The organism is Leeuwenhoekiella parthenopeia (assembly GCF_020782115.1).
GTDB lineage: Bacteria > Bacteroidota > Bacteroidia > Flavobacteriales > Flavobacteriaceae > Leeuwenhoekiella > Leeuwenhoekiella parthenopeia.
On record NZ_JAJGMW010000024.1, the window covers coordinates 1 to 21,666 of the forward strand.

A 21,666-nucleotide genomic window follows, 5' to 3' on the forward strand; every position below is an offset into this window, starting at 1 on the left:
ATCTATACCAACAATTAAAAACGTATTTTAGTTATTACAATACAAAAAGAAGGCATCAGGGAATAGAAAACGAAATACCGCTGGTAAAGTATTTAAACAAACAACAAAAAGCAGCTTAGTCAATATAACCGGAACTTAATTTAAGCTGAAAACTGCCCTACAAATGGGGGGATGCTCATAAAACCAAGTCATTAATTTCTTTTTGCTTTTTCTCGTTATTTAAAAGTGGCACTTGAATTCCGCTAACGTTCTTATCGTCAATCATATCAACTACTGAACCGTAAGTTTCTCGTTTGATAAGGATTTGGCCATAGTCAGAATTAAAGAAACAAAATAAATAGCCTGCAATATCATTTGACTTTGCTATGACTTTTATAATATTTTGACTTACTGCCCAACCATTCCAATGTTTTGGCACAATTTGAACTTTTCCGATTGTACCTCTGTCTGAAATTAGAACATAATTTTCAAATACTTCTAATTCTTTTTTGATTCTTGCAGCGTGAACGCTTGTTGATAAAAATTTCTCAACTTTTGGATTTAATTGCGTTATATCTCTACCGCCAAGAAATGGCACTCCATTTTCTCGGTCAACGTAGGTTCTCTTGAATACCCCTGCAAGAATTACATCTTTTGAAAGCTCTCCAATGGTGGCTATTTTTTTTGCATTACGCTTAATTTCTTGCTCTACCAACTGAACAATTGGAATATGGTAAGAACCATCTAGACGGAATCTCAAATTACTTAATTTTGTAGTATAATTTTGTAGTATAATTTCGTAGTTCTACTGAATTATCAAAATATTTCGTTTGCAATTCTTCAATTGGTTTAAGTTGAAGTTCTTCGTACAGAATTGATTCCGCTTTATCAATTAACTCATTTGATTCATCCCTTAAATCATAAGATTCAATTACAAGTTCGTGAATCGTTTTTTTTAGGCTTTCAGGTGCATTCGGAATAATTATATTTTGTAAATGCTCAGGTTCAATATGTTTAATTACCGCACCATAATTATTAGATTGAAGTATTAGTTGGCCAGTTTCAGTTTGAAAATATGAATAGATATAGCCCGTATCATATTTACCCTTGCCTGTAAGTCTTAGAAGATCATGACTAAAAATCTGATTATGTAACTTATTCCCAGCAATACCAATCTTCCCAATAGTACCGGAAACAGTCATCAAAAGCATTCCTTTTTTTATTTTTAAGCTTTCTAGATTTGTTTCAGTTTTAGCTGATATATATTTTGAAGGTTTAGGATATACATCAGTAATGGAGGAGGGTTGATAGAAGGGAATTTCTTTACGGTCAACATAAATTCTTTTAAATCGCGGTCGATGATAAGCAGTTTCAACAAGACCATTTTTAGACCAAAGATTTATGACTCCGTATTTATTTTTACTAATTCTTTCCTTAGCTACCTTCGCCCCAAGATTAAAGGCATTAGCCTCTAAACGCAATTTATTGTTCAAAATATCTGATAGGGAAACAGAGGTGTAGTTGAGTTCGTTTGGTAAATAGGTATAGTCTATTTCATTTTCAACTTCTTGAAACTTATATGCTAAATTATTTTTATCTACCACGCTATACCTTGATTAATTTTCCACTTAGAAAAAATCTCTGCCACGTGAATAGTCTGGTCATTCACAATCTTTTCTTGCGTCACTTCTTTCCGAGCAATTAAATTACCATTGGCATCCTTTTCTCTTACTAGCTCCTCAACCTCAATCATTATGATATTACCTTTTTCATCTCGCTTAAAAATTTTGCCACCTCTCTTATCGTGACCGATATGGTCTATCATAGTCATGAATATGTCGTAATCAATAATTTCCCTTGACTTTTCTTCGTCAGTAATTTCTTCCTTTGTTTTCTTTTGCAAAAATAGAATTGAGCATTGAGTACCGTTTCTTGGCTGGAATGCGTCTGCATGTAAATCAATACTTGCAATTATTTTAGTGTTTTTTATTAACCAGTAACGTATGTATTCAAGTCCTGGTGCCCCTAAAATTGAATCAGGTAAAACAATCGCAGTACGGCCTCCTTCTCTTAAAAGCTGAATAATACGCTCAATAAATAATTGCTCAGGTGGAACACTTGATTGAAGCCGGTCTGTTTTATACCAATTTCCGTTTTTGTCTTTGTTCCATATATAAGCAATTTCAAACTGTTCAAGAATTTGCTGGTCTTTAATTGGGATTTTAGACCCAAATGGGGGATTGGTCAATATAATATCAAAATGAGCTAAACTTTTATGATTACGAATTTCACTTGCCGAAATACCTAAGGCTTTAGCCAGTTTCTTCTTTGTTTCTTCCTCCCATTCTTGTGGTGGCAAAAGTGAATTAAGCTGGAGAATATTTCCACTTCCATCATTATTCATTACCATATTCATTTTAGTAGCTTTTACCAAGTCTGGATTTATATCGAAGCCAAAATAATTTTCAGCAGCGATTTCAGATATTTTGTCGTTAAATGCCTTTCTTACATCAGCATTCCAGCCTTCCTCCTCTCCATATTGGCCTTCCATCCTTTCCAAAAGGGAATCAATTACAGATGTCATTGCAGTTACTACAAACCCACCAGTACCACAACTACTATCCAAAACCCGTTCTGTCTCCTTAGGATTAATCATGGCGACTGCCATTTTCATTACATTTCTAGGTGTGAAAAATTCCCCTCTGTCACCTCTCAAATTAGCCCCTACAATTTCCTCGTAGGCTTTCCCTTTTATATCAATATTAGTTGTTAAGAGTGCATATTTCTGAAGTTCAGCTACCAGATAAGTAACCGTTCTAGGCGCAAGTTTTATTTCATCATTTTTATCAAAAATTTGTCCGTGGCGTTTTTTTACTTCTTCAAATATTTTGGAAATACGTTTATAAACGCTTGCTTGCCCGTCTTTATAATTACGCTCTTTTGAAGTCGTGAAAAATTCTATGGGTTCCAGTAAATTTCTTTCGTCATGGATTTTACAGAAGATTATTTTTAAAAACTCAAAAAACGCTGGTTGCTTCTGCAATCCTTCATTCACATAAATAATATTATGACAAGTTTTAAAAGTAAATAACAAGTTATCTTCATATGCCTTAATTAAGGTATTTCTGTTCGGTCTTTCGTGTTCATCAGTGGTGCCGTCAGCTGAAGGTATGTCATTGAATTCTTCATAAACATATTTACCCTGTTCATTTCTAACCCTACGCCATACCTCTTTATGCATACCGTTTGTCCACATACCCCATTCACAATTCCCGCAAGCCGCCATATACGACTTCATCTGCTCAACCCCGTTATTTCTATCTGAAGGCTTAACAGATTCCTTTTTACATTCGATTACTAACCAAATGTTATCTTGGTCTTTCATGTCCTCATCTGAAGACCCTTCAGGAAAAATGACGATATCAGCTCTTTTTTTTCCTGAACCCATCTGAACTCCATACTCAATTTTGATTTGCTCCTTTGAGTATTTATGTTCATTAATCAATCTTTTTTCAACGGTCTGCCTAACATATTCTTCAGGCGTGTCGACTCGAATAGTGCCATCGATATAATCACGAAGTTTTCCTTCTGGAATTGAAATAATAACCTTGGCTTCTATCATAGAATATTTGATTAACTTTTGATGAACTGAATTTATCTTATTTATTGCTGAAATGCAATAAATAAATAATTAGTGACACAAGCAGTGACACATATAAAAATTAAAAAACCGTAATTAACTGAACTACAATTAATTACGGTTTTAAATGGTGACCCCGGAGGGATTCAAACCCCCAACCCTCAGAGCCGAAATCTGATGCGCTATTCAGTTGCGCCACGGAGCCCTTTTCAGTTTTAAATTCAGGACTGATACCTGTTTCTGTTTTGGTCAGACAAAAATCTAACCCAATTTCTTTTTCACGATACCCGAAATGGTCTTACCATCTGCACGACCGGCAAGTTCCTGTGAAGCCAGTCCCATCACTTTACCCATATCCTGCATACCCGAAGCGCCTGTTTTCTCAATAATTGAAGCTACTACCTTTTCAATTTCTTCCTCGCTCATTTGCTCGGGTAAAAATTGCTCAATTACCTCAGCCTGTGCAAGCTCTTCCTGAGCCATTTCATCACGCCCCTGCTCCTGATAAATCGCAGCACTATCCTTGCGTTGCTTCACCAGTTTCTGAAGCATTTTAACCTCTTCTTCCTGAGTTAATTCTCCCGAAGCACCACTCTCTGTTTGAGCAGTTAAAATAGCAGACTTGATTGCACGAAGTGAAGCCAAAGCATTTTGATCTTTAGCCTTCATCGCTGCTTTCATAGCCGTCATTACTTCGGTCTGTAAACTCATCCTGCATTCATTTTTCGGATTGCGAATATACTTATTTTTGACGGTTCCCCCATTTTTTATTCAAAAAATAAGCCCAAACTATCTTGAACCAAACCGGGGGAAGTGATATCCCCTGGCAATACATATAAAAGCCGGTAACTTACGCTACCGGCCCTTTCACATCGGTTTTTACTAACTAATCGACATTATCGTGTAAGAATGAATTGTTTTTACGCAACTGCATCTCTTCATTTTCATCTGTACTGACTGAAGTTCTGGATAACGAGCTCTTAGCTGATGGATTTTCGTCAAGACTAACACCCATACGCTTGTAAGCGGGCTGCTTTTCAATCTCATCAATGCGAGACTGATTGTTTCTGAATTTGTAATTAAACTCCTTCATCATACGTCTGCGTTCAGCCGCACGCTCGGTTAGCAATTGAGATATTGGTGTATTGGTAGGATCTTCATCGCCTTCAGGTACATTCTCTTCAGGCTTTATCTTTGACTCAACACGTTTTACTTCAATAGCTTCTTCTCGTGTAATTTTAGGTTCGGCAGGTTTAGCCTGTACGGGTTTTGCATTATTTAAATGCTCCTCAATCTCCATATAATCATCCAGACTGTAACGCTTTTCTCCGTGCTCATTCACTTCGGTAACCGAAACAATCTCAATAGGACTGTTTACTTCTATTTCACTGATGTCATCGTCAAGTGTATAAACGATTTCCTTTGGCTTTTCGGTAACCTGTGGTTTTTTAGGTTCCTCTTCATTTAAAGGAAGGTCAAAAGAAAGCGTAAACTGCTCTTCATCTTTCAATTTTGAAACCGGATTTTGCTTTGGTTTAGGCTCTTCGACGCTGACAATTTTGAAATTAAAATCATCGTCTTCCTCTTCTTCAAAGATTTCGTTTTGAGCCGTATAGTCAATAACCTCCTCGTAAACTACCTGTATATCACGAATCAAATCTGTTGTAGGGATCAGATCCATAGCCTTCTTAGGAGCCTCATTTTGGGTTTTGTTTACCATCAAATCCATAGGATCATCGGTATCATCAAGTGTATGTACTATAGGCTTTTTAACTTCCTTTTTAGGCTCTTCTAAAGCATCCTGACTTTTGGCAGAAGCTGAAAAATCAAGTGTTCTGCCGGTACTCTTTGGGGAAAGATCGTGCTGGGCACGCTGCTCATCCTCAAGGGTATGAATAATTTTCTTCGTTTCGGTATTTACGATTTCGTTTTGCTGTTCTACGTTAAACCCCGTTGCGATAATCGTTACCGAAATCGCATCTCCCAGGCTTTCTTCTTCACCCACACCCATAATGATGTTTGCACTGTGACCGGCCTCATCCTGAATGTGATCATTGATTTCCCCAATTTCATCAATGGTAATTTCTTCGGTACCCGAAACGATAAGCAACAACACGTTTTTAGCACCGGTGATTTTATTATCGTTTAATAACGGGGAGTCAAGTGCTTTTCTAATGGCGTCCTGAGCACGACTACCACCACTTGCACTGGCACTACCCATAATGGCAGTCCCGCTGTTACTTAATACGGTTTTTGCATCACGAAGGTCAATGTTTTGGGTATAGTGATGCGTAATAACTTCTGCAATACCTCTGGAAGCTGTAGCAAGAACTTCATCAGCCTTGCTAAAACCGGCTTTAAAGCCCAGATTACCGTAAACCTCGCGCAGCTTGTTGTTGTTAATTACAATAAGCGAATCTACGTGAGAACGTAAACGCTCTACTCCAAGCTGAGCCTGCTCGTTTCGCATTTTACCTTCAAACTGAAACGGAATGGTGACAATACCCACGGTAAGCACATCCATCTCTTTGGCCATTTTTGCAATTACCGGAGCCGCACCTGTACCGGTACCCCCACCCATACCGGCAGTGATAAATACCATTTTGGTGTTAGTTCCAAGCATTTGCTTTACTTCCTCAAGGCTTTCAATAGCGGCCTGCTCACCTACTTCAGGATTGGCACCAGCGCCAAGACCTTCTGTGAGGCTCACGCCAAGTTGTATGCGTATGGGCACCGGACTATTTTCAAGAGCCTGTGCATCTGTATTGCAGACCACAAAGTCAACTCCTTTAATACCCTGACTAAACATATGGTTAATAGCATTGCTACCGCCTCCGCCTACGCCAATTACCTTGATCACGTTGCTTTGATTTTTGGGTAAATCAAACGAAATGTTTTCAAAATCTGTGTTGCTCATAATATATTCGTTTTACCGGTTTCTGTTGTTTTCTTTTTCATTGCTAAAGCAAACGGGTATGCAAGCTTTAGTTGGTTGTTGTCAATTTTTTATTCTGCGTTATCTAAAAAGTCTTTAAACTTTTCGGCCCAGCTATCAAAAATGCTTTTGCGCACCTTTTTCTCCCTGGGCTCCTGAAGTTGGGGCTCTTCAATATCTTCTTCATTTTGCGGCTGCGGCTGTACCGGCTCTTCCTCTACGACTGCCGTATCCTGTTGTTGTACCACCACATCCTTGCGGTGCTCCAGACTGTTCATCACCAGACCTACAGCTGTTGCGTATAAGGGGCTGGTCGTCTCTGCATCACTATCGCCGGCGAGGTGCTCGTTGGGATAACCTATGCGGGTGTCCATACCGGTGATGTATTCTACCAGTTGCTTCAGGTGTTTGAGTTGTGAGCCGCCACCGGTAAGCACGATACCTGCAATAAGTTTTTTCTTTTGCTCCTCGTGTCCGTAATTTTTTATTTCGAGATACACCTGCTCAATGATCTCCACCACGCGCGCGTGAATGATTTTTGAAAGGTTTTTAAGCGTAATCTCTTTAGGTTCCCTTCCGCGTAAACCGGGGATGGAAACAATCTCATTATCTTTATTTTCTCCCGGCCAGGCAGAGCCAAATTTGATCTTCAATAATTCAGCCTGCTTTTCAATAATGCTGCAACCTTCTTTTATATCTTCGGTGATCACGTTACCGCCAAAAGGAATAACCGCAGTATGCCGAATGATTCCATCTTTAAAAATGGCGAGATCTGTTGTACCACCACCTATATCTATGAGGGCAACACCGGCTTCTTTTTCTTCCTGACTCAACACCGCGTTAGCCGAAGCTAATGGCTCCAGGGTAATTTTATCGAGGTTAAGCCCGGCACTCTTTACACAGCGCCCAATATTGCGGATGCTGCTTACCTGACCTACCACAACGTGGAAATTAGCCTCCAGTCTGCCACCGTACATCCCTATAGGCTGGGTGATCTCGGCCTGGCCGTCCACTTTATACTCCTGAGGAAGCACATGTATAATCTCTTCCCCCGGAAGCATCACCAGCTTATGTACCTGATTGCACAGGGTATCAATATCTCTGGGCCCTATTACTTCATCTGCATCAGGGCGGGTAATGTAATCGCTATGCTGCAGGCTACGTATGTGCTGACCTGCGATACCCACCACTACATCTTCAATCTTCATCCCGGAAACACTTTCTGCTTCCTGTACCGCCTGCTGTATAGACTGTATGGTCTGGGTAATGTTATTTACCACACCACGGTGAACACCAAGACTCTTAGACTTACCAATGCCCAGAATTTCCAGCTTATGATAATCATTATAACGACCTATCATCGCCACAATCTTAGTGGTACCAATATCGAGTCCTACTGCTATGTCTTTCTGCTCCATAACTTATTTTTTTGTCCCTATAACCTGACCTCTGTAACGCAGATCTACGGTTTTATACTTCTCGAGACTGTTATCTTTGATGGCTTTCTGGTAAAAAGCCTTATAATTGGCAAACTTAGACTGCAAGCCGCTAACCTTTCCCAAATTGATCTTATAGTCTAGCACGCGAGGTGTTAAAATATAGTCTCCACGGGCATCTCTGGTAATCCCAACTACCTGCTTGTTGAGCAGTGCGTCGTTATGCAAAAAGCTTAATAACGGATACACTTCTTCAATCTGTTTGCGATCCAGACCAGAAATGAGCGGTACGCGGGCAGCATAATTAGAAGACAAAGGCATCGCTGCCCCGGTTTCATCTATGTAATACGGTTCCTGAGCCTGCACACGCGCAAGGGGCTTTCGCTGTTTTACAGTAGCTCCTACCACACCATCAAGGGTGAGGTAAACATCTGCATCAGAAATCATTGCGTGCGCGTCGAGTTTCTGCTCTAAGTTTCTCAAATCTAGAATTTCTTTAGCCTGTCCCTCAAGGGGTTTCTCATTTTGTATCAACAATTTATCAACCGTTTCTTCGGTGATAAACAGGTTTGCTCCCGTTTCAAAATGCACCTCTACACGCTCCACCTTACGCGCGGCATTTCGCTTGTGCGAAAAAGCCACCAGAAACAGTGTTACAAACACCAAAACACCCATCCTTATGTAAAACCAATTGATCTTCATAAGCTTAGACTTTTAGTAAGTTTTAAAATTTCTTCACCTATATCACCGGCACCCATCATCACTTTTACCGAAGCCTTTGAAGCTTCCAGTTTTTCCCGAAGCTCCTGTTTTGCAACCAACTCCTTACGCGGAGTGGTAATCAAATCCAGTAATTTTTGAGAATTCACCCCATCAATAGGTTCTTCCCGTGCCGGATAAATATCGAGTAACAAGAGCTCGTCAAACTGCGACAAACTGGCTGCGAAATCTTCCATAAAATCGCGGGTTCGGCTGTACAGATGCGGCTGAAAAACAGCGAGCACCCGTTTGTCTGGATACATCTCGCGTACCGCGCTGTGCACGGCATCTATTTCTGTAGGATGGTGCGCATAGTCGTCTATGAGCACTTCGGTCTCTGTTTTAATTCTATAGGTAAATCTGCGGTTAACCCCTTTAAAGGCGAATAGTGCTTTGGCGAGCTTGTCGGCAGGGCAGCCGTATCGTAAAGCCATCGCCAAAGCGGTTATCGCATTAGACAAATTATGTCTACCAGGCAGGTTAAGCACTAAGTCTTCAATAAGGCCAGCGGGATGTTTTAAATCAAACTGGTAAGCCCCGTTTTCTATTCTAATTTTTAAAGCGGTATAAGCTGAATCATCTTCAACACCTACCGTTATTCCGTCTAATGGGAGTCCGTTTTTGACAAACAACACGCCGTCTTCTTTCACCTGCGCGGCAAAATCGCGGAAACTTTGCTGTAAGCTTTCAGCATCCCCGTAAATATCCAGATGATCTGCATCCATCGAGGTGATGGCTGCGATATTGGGATACAACTGCATAAACGAGCGGTCAAACTCATCAGCCTCGACCACCACGATATCTTCACCCTGCTGAATGAGGTTGCTCTGGTAATTTTCGGCTATGCCTCCTAAAAATGCAGTAACCGGCAAATCACAGGCAGCCATAAGATGCCCCAGCATCGCACTGGTTGTGGTTTTACCGTGAGTCCCTGCGACAGCCAGACAAAACTTTTCGCGGGTTAAAAAGCCTAATACCGCTGCGCGTTTCTGAATATCAAATCCTTGTTGTACAAAATACTTATAGCCTTTATGCGCTTTAGGAACCGCAGGCGTATAAACCACCAGCGTGGTTTCTTTATCTTTAAATGCCGAAGGAATTGCTTCCTCTGAATCTTCAAACGAAATGGCAATACCCAATGCTTCCAAAGCATCTGTAATGCCCGAAGGGGTCTTGTCATACCCCGCAACAGCTTTACCGGCCGCCTTAAAATAGCGTGCCAGCGCACTCATCCCAATTCCGCCAATGCCGATGAAATAAAAGTGTGATATGTTATCGAGGTTCTTCAATTCGTTCTCTATTCCAGGTCTTGTTTACTCAGTTTCAGCAGGCTTTCTACTTCACGTACAATACGCTGTGTTGCCAGTGGCAAAGCCAACTTTTTAATATTTGCACCCAATTCATTTTGACGGTTTTGGTCGTCAATCAGTTTTTTAAACTCCGGTTCAAAATGCGTTTCGAGTTCACCTTCCCTGAGCAATACCGCTGCATTTTTGGCAACTATGGCTTCTGCATTTTTAGTCTGATGATCTTCGGCCACATTGGGTGACGGGATAAAAATCACCGGCTTACCTACCAGCGCCAATTCAGAAACCGAACCCGCGCCAGCCCTGCTGATGATTACATCTGCCGCCGCATAGGCCAGATTCATCGTATCTATAAACGCCAGCACCTGAACGTGCTCTTTAGCATTATGCACCTTATATTCCTCATAATACAACTGCCCGCATTGCCAGATTACCTGCAAGTCCTGATCGAGAATAAATTGCAATTCACGATCGATTAAGCGATTTATAGCTCTTGCGCCCAGACTTCCACCCAGAATAAGCAAGGTTTTTTTATTGGGATCCAGATTGAATTTTGCAAGTCCTGCCTCGCGATTTTCTTCGGTTTTTAGCAAATCGAGACGTACCGGATTGCCGGTCTTTACGATTTTCTCTTCCGGAAAAAACTGCTGCATGCCATCATAGGCCACGCAGATTTTCTGCACTTTTTTAGACAAAAGTTTATTCGTAATCCCTGCAAAACTATTCTGCTCCTGAATCAGGGCCGGCACGTGATAACGGGTCGCCATTTCCAGCAAAGGTCCGCTGGCAAAACCGCCAGTACCTATCACCACATCAGGCTTAAATTTTTTAATGATACGCGCCGATTTAAACAGGCTGCTGATCAACTTAAACGGAAACATCAGATTTGACCAGGTAAGCTTCCGCTGAATTCCTGCAATCCACAAACCTTTGATTTTATAACCGGCCTGAGGTACTTTTTGCATCTCCATACGATCCTGCGAACCCACAAAAAGGAATTCCGCCTGCGGATACTTTGCTTTTAAAGCATCTGCAATCGCAATCGCCGGGTAAATATGTCCCCCGGTTCCGCCGCCAGATAATATGAATTTATGAGTCTTCAATTCGTTGTTTTGGGTTTTCGGTTTTCGGTTTTCGGTTTTCGGTTTTCGGTTTTCGGTTTTCGGTTTTCGGTTTTCGGTTTTCTTAAGCTGTGAAAAAAAGTTGAATCGTGGATTTGTTGAATCGTTGAATCGTTTTATTTCTTTTACTTCTCACTTCTCTGTTCTCTGTTCTCTGTTCTCTGTTCTCTGTTCTCTAAATAAGATATTTCGTATTTCGTATTTCGTATTTCGTATTTCGTATTTCGTATTTCTAAATCGTTTCGCTCAAAATATCAAGCGGATTCATTTCTTCTTCCTCTTTTATTCTGGCTTCTTCACGTTTCACACTGATACTCAACACCACACCGATCGCCAGACAGGTCATCCAGATCGAGGTTCCTCCACTACTTACGAGCGGCAGGGTTTGTCCCGTCACCGGAAACAATTCTACCGCCACCGCCATATTGATCAGCGCCTGAAAAACAATTGGCAGACCTACGCCAATTGCAGCCAGTTTGCCAAAAACCGTCGTGGCTTTGTTGGCTATCACCAGAATGCGAAACAGCAATAACAAATACATCAACAGAAGCGTAAGTCCACCAATAAGACCAAATTCTTCCACCACAATCGCATAGATAAAATCTGATGAGGACTGAGGCAAAAAGTTTTTCTGCACGCTCTTACCAGGCCCAACGCCAACGAGTCCACCTGTGGCTATGGCAATTTTTGCACGTTCGATCTGATAATCGCCTTCCCCGTCTTCTTCCCCGGTGAAATTTTCAATACGACTCATCCAGGTATCTACCCGGTTGGGAAATACCCCTGGAAATGCCTTCGCACTGAGGATAAATAACGTAAGTGTGAGCAGCCCTGCTGCCACGATGATTCCAATATACTTTAAGGGATACCCCCCCATAAACACCAGAGTCAGTACCATTACGAAAATGATCGCGGCTGTTGAAAAGTTGGCCGGTAAAATCAGGCCTAAAACCACAGCAACCGGCACCCAAAGCGGTAAAATGCTTTCTTTAAACGTGATGGTTTTGTCCTTAATACGCGACAGGTAACGGGCAATATAAATCATCAGCACCACCGAAGCCAAAGTAGAAGTCTGAAACGTAATGCCTACAAACGGGATCTTAATCCATCTACTGGCATTGGCCCCGTCAATAGTTGTACCCTGAACCAGAGTGATCAACAACAACACCAAAACAATGGGAATACCAATTATAGAAAGACCTTTGAAATAATTAGAAGGCACTTTATGCACCCCATAAATAATGGCAAAGCCCAATACCAAATGCATAAAATGCTTAACCAAAAACGGAAAAGTATCACCATTCCCGTAAAGGTAAGCCAGGTTACTGCTCGCACTAAACACCGGTAAAAAGGAAAACAAAGCCAAAAAGGCGGTTATCGCCCAGATCGCCCGATCTCCTTTTAGGGTTGAAAATATGTTTTTAGTACTGCTCACGGTTTGGTTTTCGGTTTTCGGTTTTCGGTTTTCGGTTTTCGGTTTTCTTAAGCTGTGAAAAAAAGTTGAATCGTGGATTTGTTGAATCGTTGAATCGTTTTATTTCCTTTACTTCTCACTTCTCTGTTCTCTGTTCTCTGTTCTCTGTTCTCTAAGCAAGATATTTCGTATTTCGTATTTTAAAGATTCCTAACGGCATCTTTAAACTGACGGCCGCGGTCTTCGTAGTTTTCAAAAAGGTCGAAACTTGCACAGGCAGGTGATAACAATACAGCATCTCCTTTTTCGCTGAGCTTATACGCGATTTTTACCGCTTCAGACATAAACTGGGTTTCCACAATAGTTTCAACCATATTTCCAAAAGCCTGCAACAGCTTACTGTTATCCTTCCCAAGGCAAATGATCGCCTTTACTTTTTCATTAACTAACGGAAACAAATCTTTGTAATCATTGCCTTTATCAACACCTCCTACAATCCATACTGTAGGGGAACTCATACTATCCAAAGCATAAAAAGTAGCATTGACGTTAGTGGCTTTAGAATCGTTGATGTACGATACATGATTTATTTTAAGCACGTGCTCCAGGCGGTGTTCTGCACCCTGAAATCCTTCTAAAGACTCCCGGATGGTCGCTTTACGTATGCTTAAAAGTTTTGCCGCAGTAGCTGCTGCCATTACGTTTTTGGTGTTGTGCTGGCCTTTGATCGCCATTGATTTTGTTGACATCGTCATGCTTGTATCGTCAGTTATAATTGTTATTTCGTCCTGAGCATAAAATGCTCCCTGTTTTACTGTTGTTGAAATTGAAAAAGGCATCAACCTGGCCTTTACCGGATGCTGCTCGAGCCAATCTGTGACTACCGGATCGTCTGCATCGTAAATGAGGTAATCGTTCTCCGTTTGATTTTCCGCTATGCGGAATTTTGAGCGGATGTAATTCTCAAACTTATATTCATATCTATCCAAATGATCTGGAGTGATGTTGGTCAGAATCGCGATATGCGGCGCAAAATCTACAATCCCGTCCAGCTGAAAACTACTGATCTCCAAAGCGTAATAATCCTGATCATCAAACGCTACCCAGCGTGCAAAGCTGTCTCCAATGTTGCCCGCCGCGACACTTTTAAACCCGGCCTGTTTGAGAATCTGAGCCATCATCAGGGTCGTGGTAGTTTTACCATTGCTTCCGGTGATGCCTATTAATGTGGCATTGGTATATCTGGAGGCGAACTCAATCTCTGATATAACCGGTATTCCTGCTGCAACCAACTTCTGAACTAGTGGTGCTTTATCGGGAATTCCCGGACTCTTCATCACCAGGTCTGCGTTCAGGATTTTGGCTTCGGTATGACCGCCATCTTCCCATTCAATCTCATAATTTTTAAGAACGTCCCGGTATTTGGTTTTGATCGTTCCGAAATCGGAAACAAAAACCGCATACCCCTGCTTTTTACCCAAAATCGCGGTTCCCACTCCGCTTTCTCCACCACCCAGTATTACTAGTCTCATAAGAAATACGAAGTTTGAAGTATGAGGTAAGAAGTGAATGGTAAGAGGTTTTGAAGCTCTTTACACCCACATCCATCTTTAAATATTTTATTACCCCCTTTAACCATTAACTTTTAATTTTAAACATCAGCGCACTTTAAGCGTTACAATAGTGATAATCGCCAGTAAAATGCCGATAATCCAAAACCGGGTCACGATTTTACTTTCGTGAATTCCCTTTTTCTGGTAATGATGGTGTAGCGGTGACATCAGGAAGATTCGCCGCCCTTCACCCGTTTTGCTTTTGGTATATTTAAACCAACTTACCTGCAGCATCACAGACAGGGTTTCCATAAAAAAGATTCCACATAAAATGGGAATGAGTAATTCTTTCCGAATGGCAATCGCGATTACCGCGATGATTCCACCAATAGTCAAACTACCGGTATCACCCATAAAGACCTGTGCGGGATAGGTATTGTACCACAGAAACCCAATTAGCGCTCCCACAAAAGCAGTGATAAATATTACCATCTCGCCCGAATTAGGGATATACATCACATCGAGGTAATCACTGAAAATGATGTTACCCGAAACCCAGGCAAATATGCCCAGTGTTAATACGATTATTGCCGAGGAACCTGCCGCAAGACCGTCAATCCCATCCGTTAGATTAGCCCCGTTTGATACCGCGGTTACGATAAAAATCACAATGGGTATAAAGAGCAACCACGCATATTTCACATAATCATCACCCAACCAGCTTACCAAAATGCTGTAGTCGATCTCGTTATCTTTCACAAACGGAATGGTGGTCGTTAAGGCCTTTTCTTCCTGTGCTATCTCGCGTTCCTGTGTTTCAACGGCTTCAGTAAGGGTATCTGATCCCGTATTTTCTTCCTTAACGGTTATCCCGGGATGGAAAAACATCGTTGCCCCCACAATGATCCCCAGTCCTACCTGACCGAAAATCTTAAATTTTCCCTGTAAACCCTCTTTATTCTTTTTTCTGATTTTCAGGAAATCATCCATAAAACCTATAGCTCCCATCCACAGCGTCGTGATGATAAGCAGGATGACATATATATTTTCAAGTTTTGCCAACAGAAAAACCGGAACCAAAGTCGCCAGAATAATAATCACTCCACCCATTGTAGGTGTACCAGCCTTCTCCACCTGACCTTCAAGACCCAGATCACGAATCGACTCACCCAGCTGTTTTTTCTGTAAATACAAAATGATACGCTTACCCCAAATGGTCGAAATCGCCAGAGACATAATGATCGCGACAGCTGCCCTGAAGGTGATAAAGCCAAAAAGACTCGCTCCCGGAAAGTTATATGCGCGCTCTAAATATTCAAATAGGTAATACAGCATCTGGTTTTTATTGGTTACGTTTTGGTTTTAGGTTATTTATTCAGTTGGGTTAACAATTCACTTACTATCTTAAAATCATCAAAGTCTGTACGCACCCCATTAATTTCCTGATAGGTTTCGTGCCCTTTTCCGGCAATCAGGATGATGTCGTTTTCTTCGGCCATCTGGCAGGCAGTTTTGATCGCCTGTTTCCGTGAGGTGATAGACAGGGTTTTCTTATAATCAACCGGTTCTACTCCTTTTTCGATCTCTTCAATAATCGCTTCGGGATTTTCGGTACGCGGGTTATCGCTGGTGAAAATGACCTGAGTACTTAAAGCTGCTGCAATTCTGCCCATTTTAGGACGCTTGGTGCGATCCCGATCTCCGCCACAGCCAACCACCGTAATGAGCTTTTCATTTTTGGTGCGGATATCATTGATCGTCTCGAGTACATTTTTAAGTGCATCGGGCGTATGCGCATAATCAACTATAGCCGTGATTTTTTTGGGCGAAATCAAATACTGAAAGCGTCCGCTTACGCTAGTAAGCTCAGACAAATACTGAAGCGCCTCAAGCTGGGTTAAGCCAAGTAACTCTGCCGCAGCATAAATTGCCAAAACATTATACGCGTTAAATGAGCCTATCAATTTTACCCAAACTTCCTGATCATTGATTTTAAGCAACAAGCCGCTAAGCTGATTTTCTAAAATCTGTGCGCGGTAATCTGCAAAGGACTTCAGCGCATAAGTGACTTTTTTAGCTTTGGTGTTTTGCAACATCACCTGCCCGTTGCGATCGTCTAGGTTTGAGAGGGCAAAGGCAGACTTTGGCAGGTTGTCAAAAAAAGATTTTTTCACGTCGCGATACTCGGCGAAACTTGCGTGATAATCCAGATGATCGTGCGTGAGATTGCTAAAAATTCCACCGGCGAACTGCAAACCTTCAGAGCGCTTCTGGTGAATGCCGTGAGAGCTTACTTCCATAAAGCAATACTCCACACCGGCTTCGTTCATCTCGGCCAGATACTTATTTATCGTAAGGGAGTCTGGCGTGGTATGCGTTGCAGGATACTCGTGTTCGGCTACCAAAACTTTCACGGTTGAAAGCAAACCGGTTTTAAAACCAGCTTTGGTAAACAATTGATAAAGCAGCGTTGCAATCGTGGTTTTACCGTTAGTCCCGGTTATACCTACAAGTTTTAAATTAGCCGAAGGATTCCCGTAGTAGTTGGAAGCCATAATAGCCAATGCCTGAGCCGTATCTGAAGTTTGTACATAGGTCACCCCATTTACAAAATCATCCGGAAGCTCTTCGCAAATAACCGCAATCGCACCCTGATCAACTGCCTTTTTGATAAAGGCATGACCATCGCTTTGGGTTCCGCGAAGCGCTACAAACACATCATTAAGCCCCACTTTACGGGAGTCAAAATGAATTGCATTTACAGGCACCCCGGGATTACCGGTTACCGACTCTAAGGTTACTTTAAATAATATGTCTTTTAATACGATCACGACAGTTCGAGAACTACTTTTTGATTCTTAGCTATTTTTTTTCCAGCCTGCAGGGATTGGTTTTTAACCTTACCAATTCCGTTAAACTCCACTTTGAGACCCAGGTTTTCTAAAAGCGCCACGGCATCCATAGCGGGCATACCTTTTACATTGGGCATGGTCACATCTGCTTTCTGCGCTTTTGTATAATAGGTTTCAAAATCCTTATCTACTCTGGGAACGTTTGCCGAAGCCAGTTGTACCTCATCTACCAAAGGTGTATCGCTGTAAATCTTTTGAGCGATCTTTCGGAAAACCGGCGCAGCAACCACATTACCGTAGTAGCCTAATTTCTTATTGGGTTTATGAATCACCACGATGCACGAATACTTCGGGTTTTCTGCCGGAAAGTAGCCTGCAAACGAACTGATGTACTTCCCTTCTTCTAACCAGTATTCGGTTTGACAGGTTCCGGTTTTACCGGCCATCGAAAATTCTTTGGAATAAATATTTTGTGCTGTACCGCGCTCCACCACGTGCAGCATCATATCTTTTACTTTATCAATTGTGGTTTGTGAGCAAATCGCCGGATTGATCACTTCTTTTTCAAATTTCTCTACGGAAACATCCCACTTTTTAATCTCTTTGATAAACCTGGGTTTCACCATCTCTCCATCATTTGCAATGGCATTGTAAAAGGTCAAGGTTTGCAAGGGCGTAAGGGAAACTCCATATCCAAAAGCCATCCACGGAAGAGTGGTACCGTACCAGTTCTTATCACCGGGATACGGGAAACGCGGGCTACCTTCTCCCTTGATTTCAAGTCCCAGTTTATCGTTAAGTCCCATATTGTACAGCCGCTTTAAAAAGCGTTTGGGATCATCTTTATAATGCTCATTGATCATTTTGGCGAAAGCCGTATTGGACGAAAGCTCGAAAGCCCGGGCAGCCGAGATCTTACCGTAACCTCCCCAGTGCGAGTCATACACGGTGCGATTGTAAAACCGAACCCTTCCGTTTTCGGTATCTACCACGGTACTGCTGTCAATCACCCGATCTTCGAGGGCCGCTACCATAGCCATAAGCTTAAAGGTTGAGCCCGGCTCAGCCGACTCATAAACCGCATAGTTTCGATCCTCATAATAGTTTCCATCTTCGGTACGACCTAAATTGGAAATGGCTTTTACTTCTCCGGTTTTGGTTTCCATCACCACCACACAGCCATGATCGGCCTCAAATTTTTCCAGCGAAGCTAAAAGCGCATGATGCGCAATATCCTGAATATTGACATCGATGGTTGAAATCACGTCAAAACCATCCTGCGGCTCTACAATATTATCGTCACCCAAAGGTTTCCACTGGCCTTTGGCAATACGTTGTTTTAGCCTGCGGCCTTCCTTTCCGCGCAAATAGGGGCCGTAAGCTCCTTCAAGACCGGCCTCACTGTAACGCCCGTATTCGGTAAGACGGTCATAACCTATGGTTCGCTCTGCGATTTGATCAAGCGGATGCTCGCGTACGGTACGCTGTTCGGTGATAATACCACCCTTGTAAGGCCCTTTATTGAAAAGGGGAAGTTTTTTAATCGCCAGATATTTAGAATACCCCAGATTGCGGGCCAGTAATAAATAGCGGTTTTTGTTTTGGCGTGCGCGACGCAGTTCGCTTACATAATGCGAAGCAGGCTTACCCAATTGCTCAGAAAGTCCCTGCGCAAGCGCCTGAACGTTTTCTTCAAAATCCTCTTCCTTAGGAGCCAGCGCATCAAAGCGAATGGTGTACTTGGGCACCGATGTAGCCAATAAACTCCCATCGCCGGCGTACAGATTACCGCGATTTGCAGGTATGGTAAACATACGCTCGGTACGCGCCTCAGCAAGAGCCTTGTATTTATCCCCTTCAGCCAGCTGAATATTGCAAAGTTTAAACGCAACGAGCAGGGCGAAGAGAAACATACCTCCTGCCACTAAATACATCCGGTTCAATATGTTCTTTTCACTGGTTGCCATGCTGAACTTACGGGGTTTCTACTACTTTTATTTTTTTGGGCGGCGTTAAAGAGGGCGCCAGACCCATATTTTCTACTTTTCGGGTGACGACACTTTCCATTTTAAGCCGGCGTGCCTCAAGCCGGGTATCTACAAACTCGCTGTGTAATTCTTTAACCTCAGCATTAAGTTGTGCGATATAGTGCACTTTCTTATCTGCCCGGTGTGAACTGCCAATCATAATGATGGCCAAAAATGACAGAAACAGGATCATGCGCCAGTTCTTCATAGCGTCATCGCTAAAAAGAAACTTACCTTTAAGTATGTTATAAATACCTTCTTTCAACTGCTGTTAGATCTTTTCTGCCACACGCAGCTTGGCACTGCGCGCACGGTTATTCTTTTTAATTTCTTCTCGTGACGGAACAATGAGTCCGCCAACCTTTTTAAACGGGACGCTAAAGTTCCCAAACATGTCTTTCTCAGGCTCTCCCTCAAATAAGCCGTTGCGCATATAGCGCTTTACCAGCCGGTCTTCGAGCGAGTGATACGAGATGAGACTGAGCCTGCCTCCCGGCTTGAGCAAATCTTCCGTTTGCTGTAAAAACTCTTTCAACACCTCTAGCTCCTGATTTACCTCGATGCGAATCGCCTGATAAATCTGAGCCAGTATCTTATGTTCACGGCCACGAGGCAAAAAGCTCTGTAGCGCTTCTTTTAAATCTTCGGTAGTATCTATGCTTTTCTCTTTACGCACAGACACCAGCGTTCGGGCAATCTTGGGCGCGTTGCGTAACTCACCGTACTGCAACAGTACCCGGCTCAACTCCCCTTCCTCATACTCATTAACCACCTGATGCGCAGAAAGTCTCGCTTTCTGGTTCATCCGCATATCGAGCTTTGCATCAAAACGGGTTGAAAATCCGCGTTCTGCCATATCAAACTGATGTGACGAAACCCCAAAATCTCCCAAAATACCATCAACCTGAGCTGCGCCGTAAAACCTTAAAAAGCGTTTCGCAAAGCGAAAGTTTTCCGGAATTAGGGTAAACCGCTCATCGTCAATCGCGTTTGCCAAAGCATCCTGATCCTGATCAAAAGCAAACAATTTTGCGGAAGCATCCAGGCGTTTTAAAATTTCCCTTGAATGCCCACCGCCACCAAAAGTGACATCCACATAGATCCCACCGGGTTTAATAGCTAAACCGTCAACACTTTCGTGCAGCAGTACGGGATCATGATAGTCCATCTGGTATGCTGTTTTGATCGCCCATTACTTCTTCTGCCAGGGAAGCAAAATCCCCGTCTTCATTACTCACCGCAGCCTCGTAGGCTACCAGGTCCCATATTTCAATGATGTTTCCTCCCGAGGTCAACACGATATCCTTGTTTATTGATGCAAAGGCAATCAGATCTTTTGGGATAAGCAACCTTCCGGAAGCATCTGCCTCAACCACCTTCACTCCTGCGGTAAACCGACGTATGAACTCGACGTTTTTCTTCACAAAACGATTGAGACCATTCAGCTTTTGCATCATTACCTGCCATTCAGACATAGGCCACAACTCCAGGCACGAATTAAAAACCGATCGCTTTACCACAAAACCTTCCTGCAACTCTTTTGCAAGCTGTTTTTTCAACGCAGCCGGCATCATGAGCCTTCCTTTGGCGTCAACTTTACACTCGTATGTCCCTATCAGGCTGAGCACGAATACAGTAGGTTTTAGGTATTATAACTTCAAATATATAGAATTTATTACCACATTTTCCCACTTTCTACCACTTTGTTGATAAATCACTCCACTTGTTTATTTTTTTAATCCAAATTGAAGCCCTAGAAGCTTGTCTTCAAACCAGTTGTTCTTTAATACGCTTAGACCACACCAAGGCGTTTGTATTTTTCGATTTTGTTTTTGGGCTAAATGTCTATATTTGTCACAAAGCGTCTCGCCACCAATTATGAAGCACCAATTAAAAAAAGAGGGAAAATTCACCTACATCGAGGCAGGCGAAGGCACCCCTATCGTAGTTCTTCACGGGCTTATGGGTGGTCTCAGCAACTTTGACGCGGTAACCGATTATTTTTCGGAAAAGGGTTATAAAATTGTCATCCCCGAGTTGCCCCTGTATTCTATGCCGCTCATTAAAACCGGCGTAAAAACCTTTGCCAAGTACCTTAACGATTTTATCAAGCTCAAAAAGTTTGAGAAAGTGATCTTGCTGGGAAACTCCCTTGGAGGCCATATAGGTTTATACCATACCAAACTGTATCCTGATGTAATGCAGGCTCTGGTCATTACCGGAAGCTCCGGCCTTTATGAGAGCGCTATGGGTGAAAGCTACCCGAAACGTGGAGATTATGAGTACATCAAGAAGAAGGCTGAAGATGTGTTTTACGATCCTGCTGTAGCGACCAAAGAAATCGTTGATGAAGTTTACGAAACGGTAAATGACCGTAATAAACTCATCAAAACCCTGGCGATAGCCAAAAGCGCTATACGACACAATATGGCACAGGATTTACCGCATATGAAAACGCCTACCTGCATCATTTGGGGGCGGAATGATAATGTGACCCCGCCCGAAGTAGCAGAAGATTTTAATAAGCTGTTGCCCGATTCTGACCTTTATTGGATCGATAAATGTGGCCACGCCGCCATGATGGAACGCCCCGAAGAATTCAACGGTATTTTAGCCGAGTGGCTAAAAAAACGAAACTTCTAA

18 protein-coding genes and 1 tRNA gene are annotated in these 21,666 nt (G+C 42.4%); 1 reads left to right on the top strand and 18 read right to left on the bottom strand.

Annotation, left to right across the window (positions count from 1 at the left end; all coding sequences use genetic code 11):
- Positions 1-175: 175 nt before the first annotated feature.
- The 18 genes from LLW17_RS15340 to mraZ form a co-directional block, all read right to left on the bottom strand.
- Positions 176-739: a restriction endonuclease subunit S gene (locus tag LLW17_RS15340; protein ID WP_228231169.1), complete on the bottom strand. Its 564-nt coding sequence runs from the start codon at positions 737-739 to the stop codon at positions 176-178.
- A gap of 1 nt (position 740) precedes the next feature.
- Positions 741-1,583, bottom strand: a complete 843-nt coding sequence (locus LLW17_RS15345; protein ID WP_228231170.1) for a restriction endonuclease subunit S domain-containing protein — start codon at positions 1,581-1,583, stop codon at positions 741-743.
- Positions 1,577-3,601, bottom strand: a complete 2,025-nt coding sequence (locus tag LLW17_RS15350) for a type I restriction-modification system subunit M (protein WP_228231171.1) — start codon at positions 3,599-3,601, stop codon at positions 1,577-1,579. Before LLW17_RS15350 ends, LLW17_RS15345 begins: the two co-directional genes overlap by 7 nt.
- A 146-nt stretch (positions 3,602-3,747) precedes the next feature.
- Positions 3,748-3,824, bottom strand: a tRNA-Arg gene (locus LLW17_RS15355).
- Positions 3,825-3,880: 56 nt separating this feature from the next.
- Positions 3,881-4,330: a GatB/YqeY domain-containing protein gene (locus LLW17_RS15360; protein WP_228231172.1), complete on the bottom strand. Its 450-nt coding sequence runs from the start codon at positions 4,328-4,330 to the stop codon at positions 3,881-3,883.
- A gap of 175 nt (positions 4,331-4,505) precedes the next feature.
- Positions 4,506-6,536: a cell division protein FtsZ gene (gene ftsZ, locus LLW17_RS15365; RefSeq protein WP_228231173.1), complete on the bottom strand. Its 2,031-nt coding sequence runs from the start codon at positions 6,534-6,536 to the stop codon at positions 4,506-4,508.
- 89 nt (positions 6,537-6,625) lie between these two features.
- The gene (gene ftsA / locus LLW17_RS15370; protein WP_228231174.1) at positions 6,626-7,972 is read right to left on the bottom strand and encodes a cell division protein FtsA; all 1,347 of its coding nucleotides are present in this window, start codon (positions 7,970-7,972) and stop codon (positions 6,626-6,628) included.
- Positions 7,973-7,975: 3 nt separating this feature from the next.
- Positions 7,976-8,692, bottom strand: a complete 717-nt coding sequence (locus LLW17_RS15375; RefSeq protein ID WP_228231175.1) for a cell division protein FtsQ/DivIB — start codon at positions 8,690-8,692, stop codon at positions 7,976-7,978.
- Positions 8,689-10,038: a UDP-N-acetylmuramate--L-alanine ligase gene (gene murC / locus LLW17_RS15380; RefSeq protein WP_228231176.1), complete on the bottom strand. Its 1,350-nt coding sequence runs from the start codon at positions 10,036-10,038 to the stop codon at positions 8,689-8,691. Before murC ends, LLW17_RS15375 begins: the two co-directional genes overlap by 4 nt.
- Before the next feature lie 8 nt (positions 10,039-10,046).
- Positions 10,047-11,159: an undecaprenyldiphospho-muramoylpentapeptide beta-N-acetylglucosaminyltransferase gene (gene murG, locus LLW17_RS15385; RefSeq protein ID WP_228231177.1), complete on the bottom strand. Its 1,113-nt coding sequence runs from the start codon at positions 11,157-11,159 to the stop codon at positions 10,047-10,049.
- Between the two features lie 250 nt (positions 11,160-11,409).
- On the bottom strand, positions 11,410-12,612 hold the full coding sequence (locus LLW17_RS15390) for an FtsW/RodA/SpoVE family cell cycle protein (RefSeq protein WP_228231178.1): 1,203 nt from the start codon (positions 12,610-12,612) through the stop codon (positions 11,410-11,412).
- A 179-nt stretch (positions 12,613-12,791) separates the two neighbouring features.
- Positions 12,792-14,123 (bottom strand): UDP-N-acetylmuramoyl-L-alanine--D-glutamate ligase, encoded by a 1,332-nt coding sequence (gene murD, locus LLW17_RS15395; protein ID WP_228231179.1) that lies wholly within the window; start codon positions 14,121-14,123, stop codon positions 12,792-12,794.
- Positions 14,124-14,249: 126 nt separating this feature from the next.
- Positions 14,250-15,479, bottom strand: coding sequence for a phospho-N-acetylmuramoyl-pentapeptide-transferase (gene mraY / locus LLW17_RS15400; protein WP_228231180.1), 1,230 nt, complete (start codon positions 15,477-15,479; stop codon positions 14,250-14,252).
- Between the two features lie 32 nt (positions 15,480-15,511).
- Positions 15,512-16,975 carry a UDP-N-acetylmuramoyl-L-alanyl-D-glutamate--2,6-diaminopimelate ligase gene (locus LLW17_RS15405; protein WP_228231181.1) on the bottom strand — a complete coding sequence of 488 codons (1,464 nt, stop codon included), beginning with the start codon at positions 16,973-16,975 and terminating at the stop codon, positions 15,512-15,514.
- Positions 16,972-18,963, bottom strand: a complete 1,992-nt coding sequence (locus tag LLW17_RS15410; RefSeq protein WP_228231182.1) for a penicillin-binding protein — start codon at positions 18,961-18,963, stop codon at positions 16,972-16,974. The genes LLW17_RS15405 and LLW17_RS15410 overlap by 4 nt, the downstream gene beginning before the upstream one ends.
- A 7-nt stretch (positions 18,964-18,970) precedes the next feature.
- Positions 18,971-19,288 (bottom strand): FtsL-like putative cell division protein, encoded by a 318-nt coding sequence (locus tag LLW17_RS15415; protein ID WP_228231183.1) that lies wholly within the window; start codon positions 19,286-19,288, stop codon positions 18,971-18,973.
- A 6-nt stretch (positions 19,289-19,294) separates the two neighbouring features.
- On the bottom strand, positions 19,295-20,191 hold the full coding sequence (rsmH, locus tag LLW17_RS15420; protein ID WP_228231184.1) for a 16S rRNA (cytosine(1402)-N(4))-methyltransferase RsmH: 897 nt from the start codon (positions 20,189-20,191) through the stop codon (positions 19,295-19,297).
- Positions 20,178-20,651 (bottom strand): division/cell wall cluster transcriptional repressor MraZ, encoded by a 474-nt coding sequence (gene mraZ, locus LLW17_RS15425; RefSeq protein WP_099644794.1) that lies wholly within the window; start codon positions 20,649-20,651, stop codon positions 20,178-20,180. Before mraZ ends, rsmH begins: the two co-directional genes overlap by 14 nt.
- 250 nt (positions 20,652-20,901) lie before the next feature.
- Between mraZ and LLW17_RS15430 the strand changes: the two genes are divergently transcribed.
- Positions 20,902-21,666: an alpha/beta fold hydrolase gene (locus LLW17_RS15430; RefSeq protein WP_228231185.1), complete on the top strand. Its 765-nt coding sequence runs from the start codon at positions 20,902-20,904 to the stop codon at positions 21,664-21,666.